Raw genomic sequence first — 22,746 nt, forward strand, 5'->3', positions numbered from 1 at the left:
CCGCCACCGCCCGCGGCCGCCCACCGCCCAGACGCCTCCCGGCCGGGCCGTGACGACGCGTCGCTCTCCGGCCACCGGCCGCTCGCTGAGCGGCCAGGATCCGCGAGGCGTCGCGCGTCAGCCCGGGCCGTCGGCGCCGCAGACCTCGACCAGCGGTCCGTCCAGGCGGAGCAGCAGCCGCACCCCACGGGAGGCGCCCCGCGGCAGCGCGGCGGTGCGGACCGCCGCCGGGGTCAGATCGAGTCGCGACGGATCGGCGGGCAGGCGATGAGCGTCGGCGTCGTGGGCGACGCCGACTCGAGGCCGAGCAGCAGCCTCACGCCGGCGGCGCCGAGCTCGTAGTGCGGGAGGGCGACGGTGGTCAGGGGAGGCCGCAGGTGCGCGGCGATGACGTCCTGGTTGTCGAAGCCGATGACCGCCATGTCCTCGGGGATCCGAAGGCCGCGCTCGCGCAGACCGTCGTAGAGCCCCATCGCCACCCGGTCGTTGTGGCAGAAGACGGCGGTGGCCTCGGAGGCGAGGACCGCGGCGGTCGCCGAGTAGCCGCCCTCCTGCTCCGGAGCCGCCGGGAACACCAGCGACTCGTCGAACGGGATGTTCGCGCTCGCCAGGGCGGCCCGGTATCCGGCGAGCCGACCGGTCTGGGCGGGGGAGTCCGACGTGGTGTTGAGGAAGGCGATGCGGCGGTGGCCGGCGGCGAGCAGCTCCTCGGTCGCGGTCCGCCCGCCCTGCTCCTCGTCCGGCACCACGGCGAGCAGTCCGCTGCCGACGGCGAAGCAGTCGACGAGTACCGTGTCGGTCTGGTGCAGCGCGTCGGGCACCACGATCTCGCGGTGGTACCAGCTCGAGTAGAGGATCCCGTGCACCTGGTGCTCGAGCATCATGGCGATCGCCTCCTGCTCGACGGCGGCGTTGCCGTCGGTGTTCGCGACGAGCAGCACGTAGCCGTGCCGCCACGCCTCGTCCTGCGCTCCGTGGATGATCTGGCCGGCGAAGGGCGTCGTCGCGATCGCGTCCGCGACCAGCCCGATGAAGCGCGAGGTGCCTTGCGAGAGGGTCTTCGCGAGGGCGTTCGGGCGGTAGCCGAGCCGGGCGACCGCCTCCTGCACGCGCTGCCTCGCGTTCTCGCCGATCCGGGCGCCGGCCTTGTCGTTGATGACGTGCGAGACGGTCGCCACCGACACGCCGGCGGCCTTCGCGACGTCGCGCATCGTGACGACCGAGCCGTTCCGCGGGTTCTCCGAGGTGCTCATCCCTTGGTCGCTCCGCTCTCGAGTCCCTGGATCATGGCCTTGTTCAGAACCAGGAACACCAGGAGGAGCGGAGTCACCGTCACGCACACGGCCGCGAAGGTCGCGGTCCAGTCGGTGTTGCCCATCGCTCCGATGTAATTCTGCAGGCCCAACGGGATGGTCTTCAGCCCGTCGGAGAGCACGAAGGTGTTCGCGAAGATGAAGTCGTTCCAGATGAAGATGCTGTTGACGAGCACCACCGTGATGATCGTGTTCACCGACAGCGGCGACGTGATCCGGAGGAAGATCCGGTACGGCCCCGCGCCGTCGAGCGACGCCGCCTCGTACATCTCGGCGGGGATGTACTCGTAGAACGACGAGAAGAGGTAGACCGCCATCGGCAGCGCGAACGCCGCGAGCGGGATGATCATCGACAGGTGGGTGTCGAGGAGCCCGATCCGCGAGTAGTCGATGAACAGCGGGACGAGCGCGATCTGCACCGGGACGATGATCCCGAGCAGGAACAGCCCCCGCACGACCCGGCTGAAGCGGAAGCCGAGGACCTGCAGCGCGAAGGCCGCCATCATGCCCGCCACCACGATCAGCACGCTCGCGCCGAGGGTCACGATCAGGCTGTTCACGATGTTCAGGCCGAGGTTGCCGCTCGCGAACGCACGGGAGTAGTTCTCGAGAGTCACCTCGGAGGGGAGGGCGAAGGGGTTGCCGCCGGCGAAATCGGCCGCCGTGCGGAAGCTGGTGAGGAAGAGCCAGGCGAGCGGGTACACCTGCACCACGACGATCAGCACGACCGTGACGGTCAGCAGGGTGCGCTGGAGTCGCGCCCGCGGCGGCCGCGCGGGCCTCCGGCGCGCAGCGGGCGGCGCGGGTGGGCGCCGGTCGACCGGACGAGTGAGGACGGGGGTGGTCATGAGTCGTCCCTTCGACGCAGGAGCAGGAGGATGATGCCGACCGCGACGAGGCACTCGACGACGATGAAGACCGAGATCGCGCTCGCGTAGCCGTAGTCGGTGTGCACGAAGGCGGTCTTGTACATGTAGGTCGTCAGCAGCTCCGACGACTGCCCGGGGCCGCCGTTGGTCAGGAGGTACGGGATGTCGAAGCCGCGGAGGGCGAACGTGGTCGCCATGATCGTGGTCGTGATCCAGACGGGCCGGATGTAGGGGAAGCGCACCCTCCAGAACAGCTGCCACCAGGAGGCGCCGTCGAGGCGGGCCGCCTCCTCGAGCTCGCGGGGGACCGCGAGCAGGGCCGCGTAGATGATCAGCATGTAGAGCCCGGTGAACCGCCAGCCCTCCGGGATCGACACGGCGGCGAGCACCGTCGAGACGTTCGAGAGCCAGGCGGTCTGCAGGCCCTCGAGCCCGATCCAGCCGAGGGCCTGGTTGAGCAGGCCGAGCGGCTCGAGCGAGTAGATCCGCTGGAAGAGGATCGCGATCGCGACGGTCGAGATGACCGCGGGCAGCAGGTAGAGGGTCTTCGCGAGCTCGCGCGCCCGGGGGAGCGCGGTGAGCAGGCTCGCGACGACCAGTGCGCCGCCGAGCTGGAGAACGAGGCAGATCGCGAGGTAGCCGAGCGCGTTCCCGAACGACGTCCAGAAGACGTCGTCGCGGGTGAGCATCTTCACGTAGTTGTCGACACCGACGAACGCCATGTCGGTGATGCCGTCCCAGCGGAAGAAGCTCAGGACCAGGGACTGCACGATCGGCAGCAGCACCGCGAGGCCGTAGACGGCCAGCGGAGGGACGAGGAAGACCAGCACCGAGAGGCGCGATCGGCGGGGCAGCATCGAGGCCGCCCGGGGCCGGGACGGGCGCGTGCGCACCGTCCCGGCCGGGGCGAGATCAGCCATCGCTGTTCTCCGCCAGGGCGGCGTCCATCGTCTCGATGAACTCGTCGGGAGTGGTGTCGCCCTGCACGAGCAGCGTCAGCTCCTGCTGGAGGCGGGTGTTCGTGGCCGGGTCGAGCTGCGTGTCCCAGGGCATCGCGATCGCTGTGCCCACCGAGTCGGCCTGCTCGACCGCGCGGGTGTAGAGCGGAGTCGCGTCGGCAGGGATCGCGGTCGCCGCCGACGTCGTGGGCGAGAGAGCGCCGGTCGCCGCGTAGACCTCGGGGTAGCGCTCGAGGGCGAAGGCGAGGAAGTCGCGGACCAGCGGATCGAACGTCTGCGTGTTCACGGCCATCCCGATCCCCGACGGGGTGACGTACTCGTCGTCGGCGGTGACGGCTCCGTCGACGGTCGGCAGGGTGAAGTAGTCGACGGAGTCGCGGACCGCCGGATCGAGCGCCTCGGTCGCGAGGTTGCTCAGCTCCCAGGTCCCCGTGTTGTAGACGGCCGCCTTGCCCGAGGTGAACAGCGCCTGCGCGTCGGCGTAGCCGGTCGACGAGAAGCCCTCCTGGAAGCACCCCGCCTCGCCGAGTGCCGACAGCCACTCCGCTGCGGCGCGCCCCGCCGGATCGGCGAAGGACGCGTCGCCGTTCTTGAGGTCCTGCACGTACTCGGGGCCCGCCAGACGGAACGGGTAGTAGGCCATGTAGCGCTCGAGCGGCCACTGGTCCTGCCCGTCGAGCGCGATGGGGGTGATCCCCTTCGCGCGGAGGCTCTCGCACATCGCGGGGAAGTCGTCGAGGGTCGCGGGGACCTGCACGCCGGCCTCGTCGAGCAGCGCCTTGTTGTACCAGAAGAACTCGAGCTGGAACTCGAACGGCACCATGCGGAGGGACCCGTCGTCGAACCGCTGGTAGTTCAGCGCCGCCTCGCGGTAGTCGCCGGACATGCCCAGATCCTCGACCAGGAGGTCGATGTCGACCATGCGGCCCTGATCGGCGAGCTTCTGCGCGAACGGAGTCGCGTCGGTGTCGAACAGCTCGGGCAGCTTGTTCGCGGCGGCGAGCGTCTCGTACTTCTGCACGTAGGACGGCCGGTCCGGCGTGGTGATCAGGTTGAGGGCGAAGCCCGGGTGGTCGGCCGCGTACTCGTCGGCGATCTGCTGCATCGCCGTGATGACGCCTCCGTCGGCCGGGCGGGAGAGGAGCCACGAGATCTCGCGGGGGACGATGTCGCCGGCGGGATCGACGTCGGACGGGTCGACGGCGGCGGTGCTGCCGGCGCAGCCGGTCAGCGCGAGGGCGAGGGCGGCCGAGGCCGCGGCGAGGAACGAGGCCTTGCGCCTGTGGGTGGTCATGATCGGAATCTCCATTGATCGATGTGCGGGTGAGGTCAGGACGTGGAAGCGAGGAGCGCGTCGGCGCTCCGCGGGTCGGGGAGGCGCTCGCTCCTGGGTGCGAGGGCGAACGAGTCGACGGTGATGCGCCCCTCGCCGACGAAGACGCCGACGCGGCCGCTCGGCCGGTCGTAGAGGCGCGTGCTCAGCACCACGGAGTCGTCGAGGGTCGCGACGCAGAGATCGCCGTCGACGATCACGTCGAGCGTGTGCGCGCCGGGGTCGAGTCGGCACGGCCGCTCGAGCTCGACGGCGAAGGGCACGTCGCCCGAGATCTGCCACTGCTCGGTGCCGGTCGTCCGGCGGGGCCAGCGGTCGAGGACGAGTCGTCCGCGGCGCGGCTCGAGACGCAGCACGTAGCCCTCGTCTCCGTCGGCGCTCGCCCGCAGCACGACGCCGCACTCGGTGGTGCCCTCGCCGATGTCGAGTCGGGCGACGAGCCGGAACGAGCCGGGCGTCTCCTCCGGGGACAGGAGCTGCGCGTAGCCGTCGGGCGCGTCGAGGACGGTGCGGCCGGTCAGCTCGGCGGGCGTCTCGAACGTCGCGCGCAGCTCGGGTGCGGGGTGGAAGGCCAGCGTGCCGTCGAGGCGCTGCTCGGCCTCGATGACCGCGAGCGTCCCGGCCCACTGCCACGCCCCGTCGTCGGCCGAGCCCTCCCGGGAGGCGATCCAGCCGAAGAAGAAGCGCCGCCCGTCGCGCTCCGCCGACTTGGCGGCGTAGAACGCTCGACCGTCGATCGTGTCGTGCTCGGGGACGAGCCAGGGCCCGCTCGGATCGCGCGCCATCCGGTAGCGCGTGGTGAACGCGTCGCTGAACTCGGAGGAGACGAGGTACCACCACTCGCCCCACTGGAACACCTCGGGGCACTCGTGGGCGATGTAGCGGCGGGGGTCCCAGAACGGCTCGGCCGGCTGCCACGTGATGAGGTCGACGGAGGTGCACTGCGCGATCACCCCGCGGCGGCGTGCCGGGCCCTCGGCGTGGCGGGCGGTGACGAGCATCCGCCAGAGCCCCGCCCGTTCGTCGCGGAACACGAAGGGATCGCGCCAGTCGCCCGTCTCGTAGCCGGCGGTCGCGCCGAAGGTGTGCATCGGATGCCGCTGCCAGGTGCTCATGCCGTCGCCGCTGGTCGCGTGCGCCACGACCTGGAGTGCGCGGCCGTCGTCGCCGAGCCGGTCGGGATTCTGGCCCGTGTAGAACGCGTGGTGCACGCCGTCGGAGTCGAGCACGATGCTGCCGGTGTAGATGTTGTGGTCGGCGGCGGACGGTCCGCCCGAGGCGATCGCGACGCCGGCCTCGGCGAACTGCACGAGATCGTCGGTGACGATCCGGTGCCAGGGCATGCCCTCTCGCGGCAGTGCGCGCGTCTCGTGCAGATAGAAGAGGTGGAACTCGCCGTCCTCCTGCCAGGGGATGACGTCGCCCACCCAGGCGCCCTCAGGCCGGTAGAACCCTCGCTGGTCCATGATCACTCCGCTGTGTCTGCTGCCGATGCAGCACTGGTTAATCGGTTACGCAGACTGTAACCACTGCTCGCGCAATTGATCAAGCGGTTAATCAACCCGTTCTCGGATCGTTTCCCCCTCACCGGTCGGGACGTTCAGCGGCGTCCACGACCTTCGGCGGCGGCAGCCGGCCTCCGCTCACACGCGAAAACCCATCGCACTTCGGCAAAGAGAGCGCTCTCACAAAACTCTTGACCTCGCCGCACACTGCTCCGTATGCTCACAGCACACCTCGTGAGAGCGCTCTCAGCACCACGACGCAGCCGCGTGAGAGCGCTCTACCGAAGTGCCCTGACACCCATCACGAAGGAGTGACCGTGCACGCATCACCACGCACCAGGATCGCCACGGCGATCGCCGGTGCCGCCTCTCTCGCCCTGCTCGTCACCGGATGCGCATCCGGATCCGACGCCGCGGAGGGCGGCGACGTCGAACTCACCGTCACCACGTTCAACGCCATGGGGTTCGACGACCTCTACGCGGAGTACGAGGAGGCGAACCCCGGCATCACCATCGTGCCGAACAACATCGACACCGGCGGCAACGCCCGCACCGACGCCTTCACCAAGCTGGCCGCCGGCTCCGGGCTCGCCGACGTCGTCGCGATCGAGGAGGGCTGGCTCGGCTCGATCATGGAGGTCTCGGACCAGTTCGTCGACCTGCGCGACCACGGCATCGAGGACCGCAAGGCCGACTGGGTCGACTGGAAGTACGAGCAGGCCACCGACCCCGAGGGCCGCGTCATCGGCTACGGCACCGACATCGGCCCCGAGGGCCTCTGCTACAGCACCGCCGCCTTCGAGGCGGCAGGGCTCCCCACCGATCGCGCGGCCGTCGCCGAGCTGCTCGGCGGCGCGGACGCGACCTGGGAGGACTACTTCGCGGCCGGCAAGCAGTACCACGACGCCACGGGCAAGGCCTGGTACGACCACTCCGGATTCGTCTGGAATGCCATGGTCAACCAGCTCCCCGAGGGCTACTACACCGCCGACGGCGAGCTGAACATCGAGGGCAACCCCGAGCTCGAGGAGCGCTGGGCTCAGCTGACCGACGCTGCCGGCTCCGGACTCTCGGCCGCGCAGAAGGCCTGGGACTGGAACAAGGGCAAGTCGTTCACCGACCAGACCTTCGCCACCTTCGTCTGCCCCGCGTGGATGTTCGGCACGCTGAAGAGCAACGTCGAGGCCGGCGGCGGCGACGCCGCGGACACCGGCTGGGACTTCGCAGACGTCTTCCCCGGAGGTGCGGCCAACTGGGGCGGCTCGTTCCTCTCGGTCCCGACCCAGTCGGAGCACCCGGCCGAGGCCGCGGCGCTCGCGTCGTGGCTCAGCGAGCCCGAGCAGCAGCTGAAGGCGTTCGAGGCGGCCGGTCCGTTCCCGAGCACGATCGTCGCGCAGGAGGAGCTCGCCTCCGCCGCCACCCCCGACCCGTCGCTGAACGACTCGCCTACCGGTGAGATCCTCGCGAAGCGCGCCGAGGGAGTCGTGGCTCAGTACAAGGGCCCCGACGACTCGCTGATCCAGGAGAACGTGTTCGGCCCCGTCCTGCAGAAGGTCGACCGCGGCGAGCTCGACGGCGACGCCGCGTGGGCCGAGGCGCTCACGCTGCTCGACGAGCTCGTCGACTGACCCACTCCCTCCGCTGAGCGGGCTCCGGTCGCGACCGACCGGGGCTCGCTGAGCCTCTCCGACTCGAGGAAGGCACCGTCGCCATGACGAGCACTCTCACTCCGCCGGTCACGGCGGCGCCCCCGGCGGGCAGGCGTCCGACGCCCCGCCTCCCGCTGACGTTCCGCCAGCGCGCGAGCCGCTTCGACGTGAAGGCCTCGCCCTACCTCTACATCTCGCCGTTCTTCCTGCTCTTCGCGATCACGGGTGCGTTCCCGCTCGTCTACACGCTCGTCGTCTCGCTCTACGACTGGCAGCTGCTGCAGGGTCAGGGCGACTTCGTCGGGTTCGGCAACTTCGCGGCCGTGCTGGGCGACCGCTTCTTCTGGAACTCGATCGTCAACACGCTCAGCATCTTCCTGCTCTCGACGATCCCGCAGCTCGCCGTGGCCCTGCTGCTCGCGGCCGCCCTCGACCAGTCGCTGCGCGCCCGCACCTTCTGGCGGATGAGCGTGCTGCTGCCCTACGTGGTCTCGCCCGTGGCGGTGGCGCTGATCTTCTCGAGCATCTTCGGCGATCAGGACGGGCTCGTGAACAACCTCCTCGGCCTCGTCGGCATCGCTCCGATCGAGTGGACGAACGACCGGCTCGCGAGCCACGTCGCGATCGCCTCGATGGTCAACTGGCGCTGGACCGGCTACAACGCCCTGATCCTCCTCGCCGCGATGCAGGCGGTGCCGCGCGACCTGCACGAGTCCGCCGCGCTCGACGGCGCGGGCACGTTCCGCCGCTTCACCTCGATCACGATCCCGAACATTCGCCCGACCCTGATCTTCGTGATCATCACCGCCACCATCGGCGGCCTGCAGGTCTTCGCCGAGCCGCGCCTCTTCGACGTCTCGAACGCCGGCGGCATCGGCGGCTCGGACCGGCAGTTCCAGACCACGGTCCTCTACCTGTGGGAGATGGCGTTCTTCCGCCAGAACTTCGGCGAGGCGGCGGCCGTCGCCTGGCTCCTCTTCCTCCTGATCGTCCTGATCGGGCTCGTCAACTTCGCGATCTCGCGGCGGATCGCCTCCGTCGAGAACCGCGTCGTGTCGAAGCGGAGGCAGCGCAGGGCCACCGCGGACGAGATCGCCGCCACCGACCCCCTGCTGACCTCGACCGGCCTCGGCCAGAAGGCGAGCGAGCGATGACCGCCCCCGCCACCACCGCGCCCTTCCCCGTCCGCCGTGGCCTGCGCCGTCGCGGAGCCGGCCGCGTCGACCGCCCCGGCTTCCTCACCTACGGGCTGCTGAGCGCCTTCATCCTCGGCTCGACCTACCCGCTCTGGTGGTCGTTCGTGGTCGCCAGCGGCTCGAACTCGACCCGCGGCGAGACCCTGCCGCTGATCCCGGGCGGGAACTTCCTCGCGAACGCCGCCACGGTGTTCACGGCGATCCCGTTCTGGACCGCACTGCTGAACAGCGTCGTCGTGTCGGGCATCATCACCCTCTCGGTCGTCTCGTTCTCGACCCTGGCCGGCTACGCCTTCGCGAAGCTGCGGTTCAGGGGTCGCGACGGGCTGATGATCACCGTCATCGCCACGATGGCGATTCCGACGCAGCTGGGCATCATCCCGCTGTTCATCCTGATGCGGCAGCTCGGCTGGACGGGGTCGCTCGGCGCGGTCATCGTGCCGACCCTGGTCACGGCGTTCGGCGTGTTCTTCATGCGCCAGTACCTCGTCGACGTCATCCCGGACGAGCTGATCGAGGCGGCGCGCGTCGACGGAGCGAACCAGTTCCGCACCTTCCTGACCGTGGCGGTGCCGGCCGCGCGACCGGCGATGGCGATCCTGGCGCTCTTCACGTTCATGATGGCGTGGACCGACTTCCTCTGGCCGCTGATCGTGCTGAGCCCGACGAACCCGACGCTGCAGACCGCGCTCGCGCAGCTGCAGTCGGGCTACTACGTCGACTACTCGGTGGTGCTCGCGGGCGCGGTGCTGTCGATCGTGCCGCTGCTGGTGCTGTTCGTCCTGGCGGGCAAGCAGCTGATCGCGGGCATCATGGGCGGAGCCGTGAAGGGCTGAGCCCGCCGCCGGGGCACCTTCGGCTCGCGGAAAGACGTTCGGCTCGCAGGAACCGGCGGATTCCGCGAGCCGAGGACGGTTCTCCGAGCCGAACACGGCCGGGCGGGGCCGTCGACCAGCGAGTGGCCTCCGGAGTCGCGCCGGCCCGCCGACCCTGCTCGGATAACCTCGGATCCCGACCGAGAGGCACGCATGAGCAACGATCCCGCACCGTCCGCGCCCACTCTCGAGGCCGTCGCCGCCCTCGCCGGAGTCTCGCGCGCCACGGTCAGCCGCGTCGTGAACAACTCCCCCCGGGTCAAGGAGGAGGCGGTCCGCGCCGTCCGCAGCGCCATCGACCAGCTCGGCTACGTGCCCAACCTCGCGGCGCGCTCGCTCGCCAGCCGCCGCACTCGGGCCATCGCGCTCGTGGTGCCGGAGTCGACCGCGAAGGTGTTCGCGGATCCGTTCTTCGCCTCGGTGGTGCAGGGCGCCGCGCTGCGACTGGCCGAGACCGAGTACACCCTCAACATCGTCATCGCGTCGGAGGCGACCCCCGAGAAGACGCGGCGCTACCTGCTCGGCGGCAACGTCGACGGCGCCCTCGTGGTCTCGCACCACAGCGGCGACCACTCCTACGCGCGCACCGCCTCCGCCCTGCCGATGGTCTTCGGCGGCCGCCCCCTCGTCGACGAGAGCGACGGCTACGTCGTCGACGTCGACAACGTCGCCTCCGCCAGGTCGATGGCCGCGCACCTGCTCGGTCTCCCCAGGCGCCACCCGGCCATGATCGCCAGCCGGCAGGACATGCCCGCCGCCATCGACCGCCTCGCGGGCTGGCGCTCGGCCGTGGTCGCGGCGGGGCTCGACGACTCGCTGGTCGAGTACGGCGACTACTCCCTCGACGACGGGGCCGCGGCGATGACCCGCCTGCTCGACTCCGGCCGCCCGATCGACGCGGTCTTCGCCTCGAACGACCAGATGGCGGCGGGCGCCCTGACCGTGCTGCGGGCCCGGCGCATCGCCGTGCCCACGGAGGTGGCGCTCGCCGGGTTCGACGGCGACACCTTCGCGCAGGCCGGCGACCCGCCGATCACCACCATGCGCCAGCCGACGACCGGCTTCGGCGCGACCATGGCGGAGGTGCTGGTCCGGGTGCTGTCCGGCGAGGACGTCCCGCAGACGACGATCCTCGAGACCGAGCTGCTGGTGCGCGGCTCGACGGTGGCGGGGGCCTGAGGCCCGGGCCCGCTCAGCACGGCTGCGCGGCGCAGCCGGTCAGGCGGGGCGCGACGAGCCGTCCGTCGGCCACTCCGCGTACCACTCGCTGTCCTCGGCGACCTGCTGGTCCTCGAGGCGGACGGGGTGCGACAGCAGCTTGCTCCGGCGCGACTCCATCTCGGCGACGGTAGCCGCGTCGCCGGGCAGCGACTCCGGGCCCTCGGCGCTGTCGGCGAAGAGCTGGCTCGACGGGCCGACCAGCATCTCGGCCTCGTCGTCGGCGCCGTCCTCGGTGAGTCCGGCGAGCATCACGGTGTCGGAGGCCTGGGCGAGGGCGAGATCGCGGGCGTAGGCGAGCAGGGCATGGGAGACGGCGTCCCCGATGAGGATGCTGCCGCCGGCGTATCGGAGACGTTTCATGCAGTCAGCTTCCGTTCTGCTCCCGGGGGAGCACGAGGGGGTTCCGGTCCGGCGGACGCGCCGCTACGGGCTCACAGGGCCGCGGTGCGGGAGGGCTCCTCGCTGATCCGGAGGCCGGACGCGGTGTACGAGTCCTGGAGGAGGCGCCGCACCCACTCCGCGTTGATCGTCGGCGCGCGGCTCCCGTGGAACTTGAAGCGGAGCGGGATCGCGGGGTGCAGCCAGAGCGAGGTCCGGCCGCTCCCGCTCGCGGTGGAGTCCCTCCACGAGAAGTAGAAGGCCTCGTTGCGGCCGAGCTTCGCGCCGATCACGACCTGCAGATGCGCCAGCAGGCGGTCGTCGAAGTCGGCCTCGAGCGTCGAGTCGTAGATGAGTCGTCCCAGGGGGTCCCCCGCCGTCGGGTGCACCGCGGAGGATGCCGGCCGCACGAAGGGATCGCGCGGATGGTGACCTCGAACCTACGCGTGTCTGGCCGATGAACGAGTGCTTCCTGAGAGATCTACGCGTACTTGACGAGAGTGGGTTGGGCGTGCAGTCCCCCCGGCGTCGCGGCGTCCTGGGACGACGAAGCCGCCCGACCCCGGTGAGGGGCGGGCGGCTCCGGGGTCGTGCGAGTCGACTCAGTGGTCGTCGCGCTCGATGCCACGGGTGCCCGACTTCGCGAGACCGCGGCTGACGAGGTAGCCGACGGTCACGAAGGACACGTACATCCAGGCGTTGTCGGCGCCGAAGCCCTGTCCGTCGTCACCGTTGTCGGTGACGGCAGCGGCGACGAGGATCGCGATCGAGATGAGGAGGAAGGCCCAGAACTCGGTGGTCTTGAGCGAGGCCTTGGTCTCGGTCGCGACGAGGCGGGTGGGGGTGGTCTGGGAGTTGGTGGTCGTCATGGTGTTCTCCATCGGTAGGGGCAGATGGACGGTGTTTCCGTGAGGCGCCGCGGTGGCCCCTCTCTGCTTGCGGTGGCAAACCTACGATGCGCTCCACCCTGGCTGAGAGAGGGTTGATAGTTCGCGGGGAGAGAACGGCGCGTGGCGCGATGCGACGGGTGGCGCGTTTCGGTCGAGGGAACCCCGGACCGTCGAGACCGCCCCGGAGAGCGGGCTCCCTCGACGGTTCGGGGTTCCCTCGAGGGGCGGGCGGGTGGCGCAGGTCAGCGGGCGACGGCCTGCGGGGCCTTGGCGGCGGAGGTCAGCAGGGAGGCGCCGGCGACCACCACGAGGACGACGATCATCGCGCCGCGCAGGCCGTAGTGCTCGCCGAGGAAGCCGAGCAGCGGCGGCCCGACGAGGAACGCGACGTAGCCCGCGGCGGCGACCGCGCCGACCGTGGTGGTGGGGTCGTCGCTCTCGCCCGCGGCCGACAGGGTGACCGGGAAGCCGAGGGCCGCTCCGAGTCCCCAGAGCAGCACCGCGAGCCCGGCGACGACGACGCTGTCCGAGAAGACGACGAGCGCGATCCCGACCGCCGAGACGAGGGCGCTGACGCACAGCACCGCCGGCTTGCCGAAGCGCGCGAGCAGGGGCTCGCCCGAGAAGCGGCCGATGGTCATGGCGAGCGCGAAGCCGGCGAAGACCAGCGAGCCGATGGTCGCGCTGGCGCCGTGGCCGTCGACCATGATCAGCGGCAGCCAGTCGCCGGCGGAGCCCTCGGCCAGCGCGAGCGCGAGGACGATCAGGCCGAGGAACACGATGCGCCGCTGCTTCCAGACCGCCAGCTGGGCGAGGAGCCCGGGGGAGCCGGCGCCGCCCGACTCCTGCCGCCCCGTCGTCGCCGGGATCTTCGGCACGGCCCAGACCATCGCGGCCAGGGCGAGGGCGGAGACGACGAGCAGGTGGATCCAGACGGGGAACGCGATGGCCGTCATGGCGATGCCGGCGAGCGCGCCGATCACCGAGCCGAGGCTGTAGCAGCCGTGCAGGACGGGCAGGATCGACCGGCCGGACGCCTGCTCGATCGCGGCTCCCTCGATGTTGATCGCGATCTCGGCCAGGCCGAAGCCCGCGCCGACGCCGACCAGCCCGACGAACACTCCCACGCCTTGACCGAGGCCGGCCATGGAGGCGAGGAGGGCGAGGCCGGTGACGAAGGAGGCGCCTCCGATCACGATGGGCCGACGCGCCCCGAACCGGCGCACCAGGGCCGCCGAGCAGAGGATGCCCGTCATCGAGCCGACCGAGATGCCGAAGAGGATCAGACCCATCTCGGCGGTGCTGGCCTGCACGAGGTCGCGGACCGCCGGGGTGCGCACGATGAACGACGCGAGGCCGATGCCGATCGTGAGCATGAAGGCGTAGATCGCGGCCCGGCGACGGCGGAGCGGGGCCGACAGTGCCGGCCGGGCGGGGGTCCGGGCGGCGTCGACACTCATGATCAGAGCCTACGGGGAGGCGCGGACACGACGGACGGCGGCACCCGGGCCGGAGGTGGGGGTGCCGGCGGGCATCTCCGGCTCGCGGAATCCGGTTCGGCTCGCGAGATCGGCGCGATTGCGCGAGCCGAACGCGATTCTGCGAGCCGGAGGTGGTTCGACGAGCCGGAGGTGCTCCCGGAGGCGCTCAGCGCTCCAGCCCTGCCGGCTCCCGCAGTGCCGCGACGACGCGGTGGCGCCCCGGGCCGAGCGGCCGCGCCTCCGCCCCCTCGAGGTCGAGCACCGCGGAGGCGCCCACCGGCACCTCGACCTCGACGCTCAGCTCGTCGCCCGCCAGGGTCCACGCGATCGATGCCCGACCGTAGGGAGTGAGGTGCGCGGCGCTCGCCGAGGTCAGGCCGCCGCCCGGCCGGGGCCGGAACAGGATCGAGCGGTACCCCGGCTCGGCGGGCGAGAGCCCGGCGACCACGCGGTGCAGCCAGTCGGCCACGGCGCCGAGCGCGTAGTGGTTGAACGAGGTCATCGTGCCGGGGTTCACGGTGCCGTCGGGGAGCTGGCTGTCCCAGCGCTCCCAGATCGTCGTCGCACCCTGCGTCACGGGGTAGAGCCACGACGGGCACTCGCGCTCGAGCAGCAGCGCGTAGGCGCGCTCCGTCCAGCCCGTGCCGGTGAGGGCGTCCGAGACGATCGGAGTGCCGACGAAGCCGGTCGCGATGCGGTTGCCCGCCGCGGCCACCAGCTCGGCGAGGCGAGCGCCGGCGGCCGGACGCAGCGACTCGGGGATCAGCTCGAACTCGAGGGCGAGGGCGTAGGCGGTCTGGGCGTCGCTCGTCATCCGGGCGTCGTCGCCGACGTAGCGGGCGACGAAGGCGTCGCGCACCTCGGCGGCGAGGGCGAGGAACCGTGCGGCATCCGCCTCGTGGCCGAGCACGCGGGCCGTCTGCCCCAGTCGGCGGGCGGAGTGGGCGAAGTACGCGGTCGCGACGAGGTGGCGGTCGGTCTTCGCGTCGGCCGGGTCCTGCGGCGGAGCGTCGGGGTCGAGCCAGTCGCCCAGCTGGAACCCCTCGTCCCAGAGCCGCGACGGCCCGGCGAGCCGCTCGACGAGCTCGACCCACGCCTTCGCGCTGTCGTACTGGGCCGCGAGCACTCCGGTGTCGCCGAAGCGCTCGTAGAGGGTCCACGGGACGAGCACCGCCGCGTCGCCCCACGCCGCTCCGGGTCGCAGGGGCGTCCACATCTGGTGGGCGGGGATCACCGGCACGTACCAGGGCACCGTGCCGTCGGGCAGCTGCTCGGCGGCCACGTCGCGCAGCCACGACGAGAGCATCCCCGAGACGTCGAAGAGGAAGGAGGCGGTCGGCGCGAAGACCTGGATGTCGCCCGTCCAGCCCACCCGCTCGTCGCGCTGGGGGCAGTCGGTCGGGATGTCGACCATGTTGCCGCGCATGCTCCACAGCACGTTCTCGTGCAGTCGCTCGACGAGCGGATCGGAGCAGGTGAACCAGCCCGTGCGCTCGAAGTCGGTGTGCAGGACTCGCGCCACGACGTCGCCCGCCGCGACGGCGGCCTCGAGGTCGCCCGGCCAGCCGTCGACCTCGACGAAGCGGAACCCGTGGAAGGTGAACCGCGGCTCCCACTCCTCCGATTCGCGCCCCGCGAGCGTGTAGACGTCGGTCGAGCGCGCGTCGCGCAGCGGCCGGGTGTACAGCTCGCCGTCCTGCATGATCTCGGCGGTGCGGAGGGTCACCGTCGCACCGCGCGGGCCGCTCACGCGGATCCGCATCCGGCCCACGAGGTTCTGCCCGAGGTCGAGCACGGAGCGTCCGCTCGGCGTGCTGAGCACCGCGACGGGGCGCACCTCCTGCGTGCAGCGCACCGGCGGGCCCTGCGGCGCGACGAGGGTCGCCGGGTCGCGCTCGGCGAGGGCGACCGGGCTCCAGGCGGAGTCGTCGAAGCCGGGCGAGGACCACCCGTCGCGCTCCTCGCGGGCGTCGTGCACCTCGCCGTCGTAGTTGCCCGCGACGAGGATCGGGCCGGGGGAGGCGCGCCACGAGCCGTCCGTGGCGACGACCTCGCGTCGTCCGTCGGCGTAGACGATCTCGAGCTGCGCGATCAGCGACAGGTCGGTGCCGTAGAGGTTGCGGAATCCGCCGCGCCAGCCGAGGCGACCGCGGTACCAGCCGTCGCCGAGCCACGATCCGATCGCGTTCTCGCCCGCGACGAGGGCCTCGGTCACGTCGTAGGTGTAGTAGCGCAGGCGGCTCTCGTAGGCCGTCCATCCGGGTGACAGCGTGTCGTCGCCGACGCGCGCCCCGTTGAGCTCGAGCTCGTACATCCCGTGGGCGCTGGCGTAGAGGCGGGCGGAGGCGACCTCGCCGTCGACGGTGAAGACGCGGCGCACCAGCGGGGGCCGGCGGTCGCTCTCGGGATCCTCCGGCCAGGAGGCGCCGACCGGCGCGGCGACCCAGTCCTCGGGCTCGAGCAGGCCCGCCTCGACGGGAGTGGGCCGGCTCCAGGGGGCGTCGTCCTCGCCGCGCCCGAAGACCCGCACCCGCACGGCGACGCGCTCCCGGCTCGTCAGGGGAGTGAACGGCCAGGGCACGAGCACCGAGTCGGACGAGGCGACGCGCCGGCGCTCGACGGAGCCGTCCGCGTCCCTCCGCTCGACCTCGTACGACTCCTGCCGCCAGTCGTCGCCCGCGCGGCTCGTCCACGACAGACGCGGCCGGCGCTCGCCGATGCCGAGGGCCGCGCGGTGGTGCTCGATCCGGGGGGAGGAGGGGATGGCCACCGGAGCGCCTCATTCCTGCTGGGGCGGCGTGGGATGCTCCCGAGCGCCGACGGAGGTCGCGACAGGTCGCTCCGCCGACTCGGCGTCTCGACTCTGACACGTTTCAAGTGAGCGCCACTATAGCCGCACGAACGGCTGTTGACACGTTTCAAAATGCGGGACAGGATGGCAGGGCCCGAGCGAGAGCCCGGTGCACCACAAGGATGTGGACCGGACGATGCTCCGGCCTCGGACCCAGGAGAGCGACGATGGCGCGATCACCTCGAGTGGCCCTGGTGGGCACTCTCGACACCAAGGGCGACGAGTACGCCTGGATGGCGGAGCGGCTCACGACGCTCGGCGTCGACGTCGTCCTCGTCGACGTCGGCATCGGCGCCCACCGCGGACCGACCGCCGACGTCACGGCTGCCGAGACGGCCCGCGCGGCGGGCGCCGACCTCGATGCGCTCCGCACCGGAGGCGACCGCGGTACCGCGATGACCGCGATGGGCGAGGGCGCCGCCGTGGTGCTCGACGGGCTGCAGCGCGAGGGGCGACTCGACGGCGTCCTGGCCCTGGCCGGCAGCGGAGGCACCTCCATCGCCGCCCGCGCGATCCGCGACCTGCCCCTCGGGCTGCCGAAGCTGCTCGTCTCGACGATGGCCTCCGGCGACGTCTCGCCCTACGTCGGCGCGAGCGACGTGACCATGACCTACAGCGTCGTCGACATCGCCGGCATCAACAGCCTCTCGCGCGAGATCCTCGACAACGCCGCGGGCGCGATCGCGGGGATGGCCGCCTCCTTCGCCGCTCGCCGCGAGGCGCCGGCCCACGAGAGCGGGCGGCCGCTGATCGCGGCGACGATGTTCGGAGTGACGACCCCCGCGGTCGACGTCGCCCGCGCCCGCCTCGACGAGCTCGGCTACGAGGTGCTCGTCTTCCACGCGACAGGGTCGGGCGGCCGCGCCGTCGAGGCCCTCGCCCGCTCGGGGCACCTCGCCGGCGTCCTCGACCTGACCACCACCGAGCTCGCCGACGAGCTCGTCGGCGGAGTGCTGACCGCCGGGCCCGAGCGGCTCGAGGCCGCCGGGCGCGCGGGCCTCCCTCAGGTCGTCAGCCTCGGCGCCCTCGACATGGTCAACTTCGGACCGCGCGAGAGCGTGCCCGAGCGCTTCCGCGAGCGCCTCCTCCTCGTGCACAACCCCACGGTGACGCTGATGCGCACCACCGCCGCCGAGAGCGCCGAGCTCGGCGCCCTGATCGCGCGGAAGCTCGTGGCGGCGACCGGGCCGACGGTCCTCGCCGTGCCGCGCGGGGGAGTCTCGGCGATCGACGTCCCCGGCGGAGTGTTCGCCGACTCCGAGGCCCTCGCCGCTCTCCTCGAGGCGGCCCTCGCGGGAGTCGCGGGGTCGCACGTGCAGGTGATCGACTCGCCGCTCGCCATCAACGACCCCGAGTTCGCCCGCGCCGCCGCCGACGCCCTCGACGCGCTCCTGGGCGCGCCGCGACCCGGGAGGATCTGAGATGGACCGCACGACCGCACTCGCCCGCCTCCGCGCCACGATCGACGCGCGCCGCCCCGTCATCGGGGCCGGAGCCGGCACCGGCCTCTCGGCGAAGGCCGCCGAGGCCGGGGGCGCCGACCTGCTCATCATCTACAACTCCGGCCGCTACCGGATGGCCGGCCGCGGCTCGCTCTCGGGCCTGCTGGCCTACGGCGACGCCAACCAGATCGTCGTCGAGATGAGCCGCGAGGTGCTCCCGATCGTCCGCGACACTCCCGTGCTCGCCGGCGTGAACGGCACCGACCCGTTCCGGCGGATGGAGGTGTTCCTCGACGAGCTCGCGCGGCTCGGCTTCGCCGGGGTGCAGAACTTCCCGACGGTCGGGCTCTTCGACGGAGTGTTCCGGCAGAACCTCGAGGAGACGGGGATGGGCTTCGACCTCGAGGTCGACATGATCCGCCTCGCCGCCGAGCGCGACCTGCTCACCGCGCCGTACGTGTTCGACGTCGAGACGACGGTGGCCATGACGGAGGCGGGAGCCGACGTGATCGTGCCGCACATGGGCCTGACCACCAGCGGCACCATCGGCGCGCAGACCGCGCTCACGCTCGAGGAGTCGGCCGCGCGGGTGCAGGAGATGCGCGACGCTGCGGTCGCCGTGAATCCCGACGTGATCGTGCTCTGCCACGGCGGACCGATCGCCGAGCCCGCCGACGCCGCGTACATCCTGCAGCACACCCACGGGGTCGCCGGCTTCTTCGGCGCCTCCTCGGTCGAGCGGCTGCCCACCGAGCGGGCGATCCGCCAGCAGCTCATCGACTTCACCGCCATCCCGATCGACTGAGGAGACCACCGTGTCCACTACTCCCCCTCCCACCTCCGCCCAGGCCGGCCGCCGCCCCGACGAGGTGCCCACCCGGGTCTTCGACTGGGGCACCATCAAGTGGCTCGTCACCCCGCACCTCGACGGGCCCGTCGGCCTGACCACCGGCGAGGTGATCATCTATCCCGGGCAGGGCCACGACCCGCACGCGCACCCCGGCGAGGAGGAGGTCATCTACGTGATCTCGGGCGAGGGCGAGCAGACGGTCGGCGACGGCCCGGCCTTCCCGATCCGCGAGGGCGACGCCCTGCACATCCCCCGCGACACCGTGCACTCGACCTACAACACGACGTGGCGTCCGCTGCGCCTCCTCGTCGTCTACACGCCGGGCGGCGCCGAGACCGGACTCGACACCCTGCCCGGCGCGCGCATCCTCGAGCCCGGCACCGCCCCGCGCTGGTCGCAGGCCTGATGCCGGTCTACGAGCCCGGCTCGTGGCTCCATCCCGGCGATCGCCCGGACTGGTGCGCGATCGGCACGATCGGCCGCTTCGCCGTGCCGCTCGAGGGCGGCCGGTTCGACCGGCACCACCACGACGACCACGAGGTCTGGTTCTTCGCCGAGGGCAAGGGCCGGATCCTCGTCGACGGCGCCGAGCGCTACGTGCAGGCCGGCGACATCGTCCTCACGCAGGCGGGCGACGTGCACGACATCGTCGCCGTCTACGAGCCCATCCGCGGCTTCTTCACCGAGACCGGCCTGCCCGCCGGCGGTCGCACCGGGCACCTGCACGCCGACGAGGCGGACGCGGCCGGTCACGAGGTCCCAGCCCTCCCTCTGCCCGCCGACTTCCCTCTACGCTGACCCGGTCCGCACCCCTCCTCCTCCTGACAGGATCCCCATGCGCATCGCCGTCACCGGCTGCTCCGGCACGCTCGGCACCGCGACCCTCGAGCGGCTGCTCGCCGACGGCCACGACGTGATCGGCCTCGACCGGGTGCCGCCCTCGGTCTCGGTGCCCTTCACCCGCGTCGACTTCACCGACTACGGCCAGGCCCTCGACGCCGTGCTGGGCGTCACCGCGCGGCACAGCGGAGTCGACGCGATCGTCCACCTCGCCGCGATCCCGGTCAACGGCCTGGTCCCGGATGCGACCACGTTCCACTCGAACATGACGGTCTCGTTCAACGTGTTCCACGCGGCGCTGCGGGCCGGGGTGCAGCGGATCGTCTACGCCTCGAGCATCACGGCGATGGGCTTCCCCTTCCTCGAGCCGCCGGCGTCGCTGCCGCTGACGGAGGAGGGGGGCGACCGCGCCAACAACACCTACGGCCTCGTGAAGATCCTCGAGGAGGCGATGGCGAAGCAGCTCGTCCGCTGGGACGCGGAGTGCTCGATCACCGCGCTGCGCTTCACCAACGTCACGCGGGCGGGCGAGTACCGCCGCTTCGTCGAGCGCGCCGGCGACCCGGCGTACCGGCGCGACCTGCTGTGGAGCTACATCGACGCCCGCGACGGCGCGAGCGCGATCGCGCGGGCGCTGGAGGCCGGGAGCCCGGGCTTCGCGGTGTACGACATCGCGGCATCGGACACGGGGTCGACGATCCCGTCCGCCGAGCTCGTCGCGGGGGCGTTCCCGGAGGTGCCGCTGACGCGGGCGCTGGAGGGGTTCGAGACCGTCGTGTCGATCGACCAGGCGCGCGCGGGGCTCGGGTGGGAGCCGGTGCACCTGTGGCGCGGGGAGGCGGAGCTCGAGGGGGCGCTCTGAGGGGGGCCGCCACCTCCGGCGGCGGAGTCCGGTCGAGTCCCGCCCGGCGGCGGATTCGACGGAGGGGAGGGTGCCGACCGCCGGATCCGAACAGAATAAACACGATTCTGCACCGCGGGTCGGACTCGAATCGGATGTCGCGCGAGCTGACCTTGCGATCCGCGTGCCACGGCGCGACGATCCTCCCCTGGCACCGGCAGGGCGTGCGACAGCGAAGTGATTTCGCGCCACCGCCGTCACCCGGGCGGGGCTATGAGGTCTCGTCCTCATGTCCTTCGTCTCTCGAACCTCGGCCGTCGTGCGTCGCACCGCGACCCGGCTGCCGCGTCCGCTGTCCTCGCCCCACCTCTGGCTGGTCGCCGCCGTGGGCGCTCTGTACGCGGTCTACGCCCTCAGCCGCTACCGGCAGTTCCTCACCGCGGGCTACGACCTCGGCATCTTCGACCAGGCGGTGCGCGCCTACTCGCGGTTCGAGGCGCCCACGTCGGCGCTCAAGGGCATCGACGCGAACCTCCTGGGCGATCACTTCCACCCGATCCTCGTCGTCCTCGCCCCGCTCTACTGGCTCTGGGACGATCCCCGCACCCTGCTCCTCGCCCAGGCCGTGCTCGTGGCCGCTGCCGTCGTACCCGTCTGGCGCTTCTCGCGACGGCGGTTCGGGAGGCTCGCTGCGATCGCCGCGTCCTCGGCGCTGGCGTTCGGCTGGCCGATCCAGAAGCTGGTCGACTTCGACTTCCACGAAGTGGCCTTCGCCGTCCCGCTGCTGGCCTGGGCGATCGACGCGCTCGACCGCCGCCGCGATCGCGAGCTGCTCGTCGCGCTGGCGCTGCTCCTCCTGGTGCGCGAGGACATGGGAGCGCTGGTCGCCTGCGTCGGAGTCCTCTACGCCGTCCGGCGCCGCCGCCCTGCACGCGGCGCGCTGATCGCCGCCGGAGGGCTCGTGGCCTTCGTCCTGATCGTCAAGGTCGTCATCCCGGCCATCGCCGGCAGGGACTACGGCTACTGGGACTACTCCGTCTTCGGCACCGACATGGCGTCGTCGATCGCGACGGTGGTCGCCGATCCCGGTCTGACGCTGACGACCTTCTTCACACCCCTGGTCAAGACGCAGACCCTGCTCGCGCTCCTCGCGCCACTGCTGCTCCTGCCGCTGCTGTCGCCGATCTCGCTCCTGGCGCTGCCGATCCTCCTCGAGCGCTTCCTCGCCGATCGTCCGGCGCTGTGGTCGGCCGACTTCCACTACAACGCGCCGGTCTGGGTGATCCTCTGCTTCGCCGCCGTCGACGGTCTCGCCCGTCTCCGCAGGCTCCTCGCGCGACGGCCGGCAGCGGGGAGGAGGGTCCCGGCGCTCGCTCTCGTGCTGCTCGCCGCGGTCCCCCTCCTCGGGTCGACGGCTCTCGCACCGCTCACCGCGGGGATGTTCCCACTGTCGCGGATGGTGACGGGAGACGCCTTCCGCTGGGACGCGCACATGCGCGATCAGGCCGCGATCCTGCGCCTCGTCCCGCCGTCGACCTGCGTGATCTCGGACGACCGGATGGCCTCGCACCTGACCCGCACGAACCGGGTGACCATCCCGAGCATCGACGGACCCGTGCCCGACTACTACCTCCTCGACCTGTCGCAGCCGGTGCCGTCATCGACGGACGAGGGCTGGACGTCGAGGGACGTGCTCGGCCTGGCCCAGGAGGCGGGCTACCGGCTGACGGAGCGGCGGGGATCGATGGTGCTGCTCGCGGCGGGCGACGGCGCGGAGCCGTCGCCGGGCTGCGCGCGCTGAGCGGGCTCCGGGCGAGACGCCGAGAGGGTGCGGACCGCCGTCGCAGCCCGCACCCTCTCCCGACCGCGGCGCGATCAGACGCGGCAGCGCCAGCCGCTCGCGCTCTGGTTGACGACGACCGCGACGGCGCTGGGAGAGACCTGCTGCTTGCAGGCCAGCGCGACGTTCACGCCGACCAGGCCGGCTCGCGTGCCGCACCGCCAGCCGTCCCAGCGGTTGTTGATGTTCGTCGCGAGGCTCGGAGAGCCGGTGCCGCTGGCCACGTTCTGCGCGCAGTACTGCGCGATGCTGACGTTGTAGTCCGCCGCCTGGGCCGGTGCGGCCGCCGCGATCGAGACTCCGCCGACGAGTGCGAGTGCTGCACCAAGAGACGCCAGCCGCTGCGAGATCTTCCTGTCCATGGTCTTCATCGTGATGTCCTCTGTGTCGAGTGAACGCGGTCCGGAGGCCCC

General features: G+C 71.8%; 21 protein-coding genes. 10 read left to right on the forward strand and 11 right to left on the reverse strand.

Features of this window, described 5'->3' with window-relative positions; genetic code table 11:
* Positions 1 to 233 precede the first annotated feature (233 nt).
* The 5 genes from GRS92_RS11140 to GRS92_RS11160 are packed head-to-tail and all read right to left on the reverse strand — an operon-like array spanning position 234 to position 5,940.
* Complete coding sequence (locus GRS92_RS11140; RefSeq protein WP_159856233.1) at positions 234 to 1,253, reverse strand: LacI family DNA-binding transcriptional regulator; 1,020 nt, start codon at positions 1,251 to 1,253, stop codon at positions 234 to 236.
* Positions 1,250 to 2,161, reverse strand: coding sequence for a carbohydrate ABC transporter permease (locus GRS92_RS11145; protein WP_159856235.1), 912 nt, complete (start codon positions 2,159 to 2,161; stop codon positions 1,250 to 1,252). Before GRS92_RS11145 ends, GRS92_RS11140 begins: the two co-directional genes overlap by 4 nt.
* Positions 2,158 to 3,039 carry a carbohydrate ABC transporter permease gene (locus tag GRS92_RS11150; protein WP_159856356.1) on the reverse strand — a complete coding sequence of 294 codons (882 nt, stop codon included), beginning with the start codon at positions 3,037 to 3,039 and terminating at the stop codon, positions 2,158 to 2,160. The genes GRS92_RS11145 and GRS92_RS11150 overlap by 4 nt, the downstream gene beginning before the upstream one ends.
* 55 nt (positions 3,040 to 3,094) lie before the next feature.
* The gene (locus tag GRS92_RS11155) at positions 3,095 to 4,435 is read right to left on the reverse strand and encodes an ABC transporter substrate-binding protein (RefSeq protein WP_159856236.1); all 1,341 of its coding nucleotides are present in this window, start codon (positions 4,433 to 4,435) and stop codon (positions 3,095 to 3,097) included.
* 35 nt (positions 4,436 to 4,470) lie between these two features.
* Entirely contained in the window at positions 4,471 to 5,940 is a 1,470-nt protein-coding gene (locus GRS92_RS11160) for a GH32 C-terminal domain-containing protein (RefSeq protein WP_159856238.1), read from the reverse strand.
* Positions 5,941 to 6,296: 356 nt separating this feature from the next.
* Between GRS92_RS11160 and GRS92_RS11165 the strand changes: the two genes are divergently transcribed.
* The 4 genes from GRS92_RS11165 to GRS92_RS11180 all read left to right on the forward strand — a co-directional run bounded on the left by GRS92_RS11165 (position 6,297) and on the right by GRS92_RS11180 (position 10,878).
* A complete protein-coding gene (locus GRS92_RS11165; protein WP_159856240.1) occupies positions 6,297 to 7,607 on the forward strand; it encodes an ABC transporter substrate-binding protein in 1,311 nt (436 codons plus the stop codon).
* 83 nt (positions 7,608 to 7,690) lie between these two features.
* On the forward strand, positions 7,691 to 8,782 hold the full coding sequence (locus tag GRS92_RS11170; RefSeq protein WP_159856242.1) for a carbohydrate ABC transporter permease: 1,092 nt from the start codon (positions 7,691 to 7,693) through the stop codon (positions 8,780 to 8,782).
* The gene (locus tag GRS92_RS11175; protein ID WP_159856244.1) at positions 8,779 to 9,660 is read left to right on the forward strand and encodes a carbohydrate ABC transporter permease; all 882 of its coding nucleotides are present in this window, start codon (positions 8,779 to 8,781) and stop codon (positions 9,658 to 9,660) included. Before GRS92_RS11170 ends, GRS92_RS11175 begins: the two co-directional genes overlap by 4 nt.
* 192 nt (positions 9,661 to 9,852) lie before the next feature.
* Positions 9,853 to 10,878: a LacI family DNA-binding transcriptional regulator gene (locus GRS92_RS11180; RefSeq protein WP_159856246.1), complete on the forward strand. Its 1,026-nt coding sequence runs from the start codon at positions 9,853 to 9,855 to the stop codon at positions 10,876 to 10,878.
* Positions 10,879 to 10,917: 39 nt separating this feature from the next.
* On the opposite strand, the gene GRS92_RS11185 is transcribed toward GRS92_RS11180, so the two are convergent.
* From GRS92_RS11185 to GRS92_RS11205, 5 genes are all read right to left on the reverse strand, one after another.
* On the reverse strand, positions 10,918 to 11,280 hold the full coding sequence (locus tag GRS92_RS11185) for a hypothetical protein (protein WP_159856248.1): 363 nt from the start codon (positions 11,278 to 11,280) through the stop codon (positions 10,918 to 10,920).
* A gap of 71 nt (positions 11,281 to 11,351) precedes the next feature.
* Positions 11,352 to 11,708, reverse strand: coding sequence for a DUF7882 family protein (locus GRS92_RS11190; RefSeq protein ID WP_327437440.1), 357 nt, complete (start codon positions 11,706 to 11,708; stop codon positions 11,352 to 11,354).
* A gap of 192 nt (positions 11,709 to 11,900) precedes the next feature.
* Complete coding sequence (locus GRS92_RS11195; protein WP_159856250.1) at positions 11,901 to 12,167, reverse strand: hypothetical protein; 267 nt, start codon at positions 12,165 to 12,167, stop codon at positions 11,901 to 11,903.
* Positions 12,168 to 12,430: 263 nt separating this feature from the next.
* A complete protein-coding gene (locus tag GRS92_RS11200; RefSeq protein WP_159856252.1) occupies positions 12,431 to 13,648 on the reverse strand; it encodes an MFS transporter in 1,218 nt (405 codons plus the stop codon).
* 187 nt (positions 13,649 to 13,835) lie between these two features.
* Positions 13,836 to 16,439, reverse strand: a complete 2,604-nt coding sequence (locus GRS92_RS11205; protein WP_159856254.1) for an alpha-L-rhamnosidase — start codon at positions 16,437 to 16,439, stop codon at positions 13,836 to 13,838.
* 248 nt (positions 16,440 to 16,687) lie between these two features.
* On the opposite strand from GRS92_RS11205, the gene GRS92_RS11210 reads away from it, so the two are divergent.
* The 6 genes from GRS92_RS11210 to GRS92_RS11235 all read left to right on the forward strand — a co-directional run bounded on the left by GRS92_RS11210 (position 16,688) and on the right by GRS92_RS11235 (position 22,294).
* Positions 16,688 to 17,941 carry a Tm-1-like ATP-binding domain-containing protein gene (locus GRS92_RS11210; protein WP_159856256.1) on the forward strand — a complete coding sequence of 418 codons (1,254 nt, stop codon included), beginning with the start codon at positions 16,688 to 16,690 and terminating at the stop codon, positions 17,939 to 17,941.
* 1 nt (position 17,942) lies between these two features.
* Positions 17,943 to 18,767, forward strand: a complete 825-nt coding sequence (locus tag GRS92_RS11215; protein WP_159856258.1) for a phosphoenolpyruvate hydrolase family protein — start codon at positions 17,943 to 17,945, stop codon at positions 18,765 to 18,767.
* Between the two features lie 10 nt (positions 18,768 to 18,777).
* Positions 18,778 to 19,218 (forward strand): cupin domain-containing protein, encoded by a 441-nt coding sequence (locus GRS92_RS11220; RefSeq protein ID WP_159856260.1) that lies wholly within the window; start codon positions 18,778 to 18,780, stop codon positions 19,216 to 19,218.
* Positions 19,218 to 19,610, forward strand: coding sequence for a cupin domain-containing protein (locus GRS92_RS11225; protein WP_159856262.1), 393 nt, complete (start codon positions 19,218 to 19,220; stop codon positions 19,608 to 19,610). The genes GRS92_RS11220 and GRS92_RS11225 overlap by 1 nt, the downstream gene beginning before the upstream one ends.
* Positions 19,611 to 19,647: 37 nt before the next feature.
* Positions 19,648 to 20,514: an NAD-dependent epimerase/dehydratase family protein gene (locus GRS92_RS11230; RefSeq protein ID WP_159856264.1), complete on the forward strand. Its 867-nt coding sequence runs from the start codon at positions 19,648 to 19,650 to the stop codon at positions 20,512 to 20,514.
* A gap of 268 nt (positions 20,515 to 20,782) precedes the next feature.
* Entirely contained in the window at positions 20,783 to 22,294 is a 1,512-nt protein-coding gene (locus GRS92_RS11235; RefSeq protein WP_159856266.1) for a DUF2079 domain-containing protein, read from the forward strand.
* Between the two features lie 74 nt (positions 22,295 to 22,368).
* Here GRS92_RS11235 and GRS92_RS11240 read toward each other — a convergent pair whose 3' ends face one another.
* Positions 22,369 to 22,704: a hypothetical protein gene (locus GRS92_RS11240; protein WP_204162386.1), complete on the reverse strand. Its 336-nt coding sequence runs from the start codon at positions 22,702 to 22,704 to the stop codon at positions 22,369 to 22,371.
* Positions 22,705 to 22,746 lie beyond the last annotated feature (42 nt).

It is taken from the genome of Rathayibacter sp. VKM Ac-2754, assembly GCF_009807095.1.
Taxonomy (GTDB): Bacteria; Actinomycetota; Actinomycetes; order Actinomycetales; family Microbacteriaceae; genus Rathayibacter.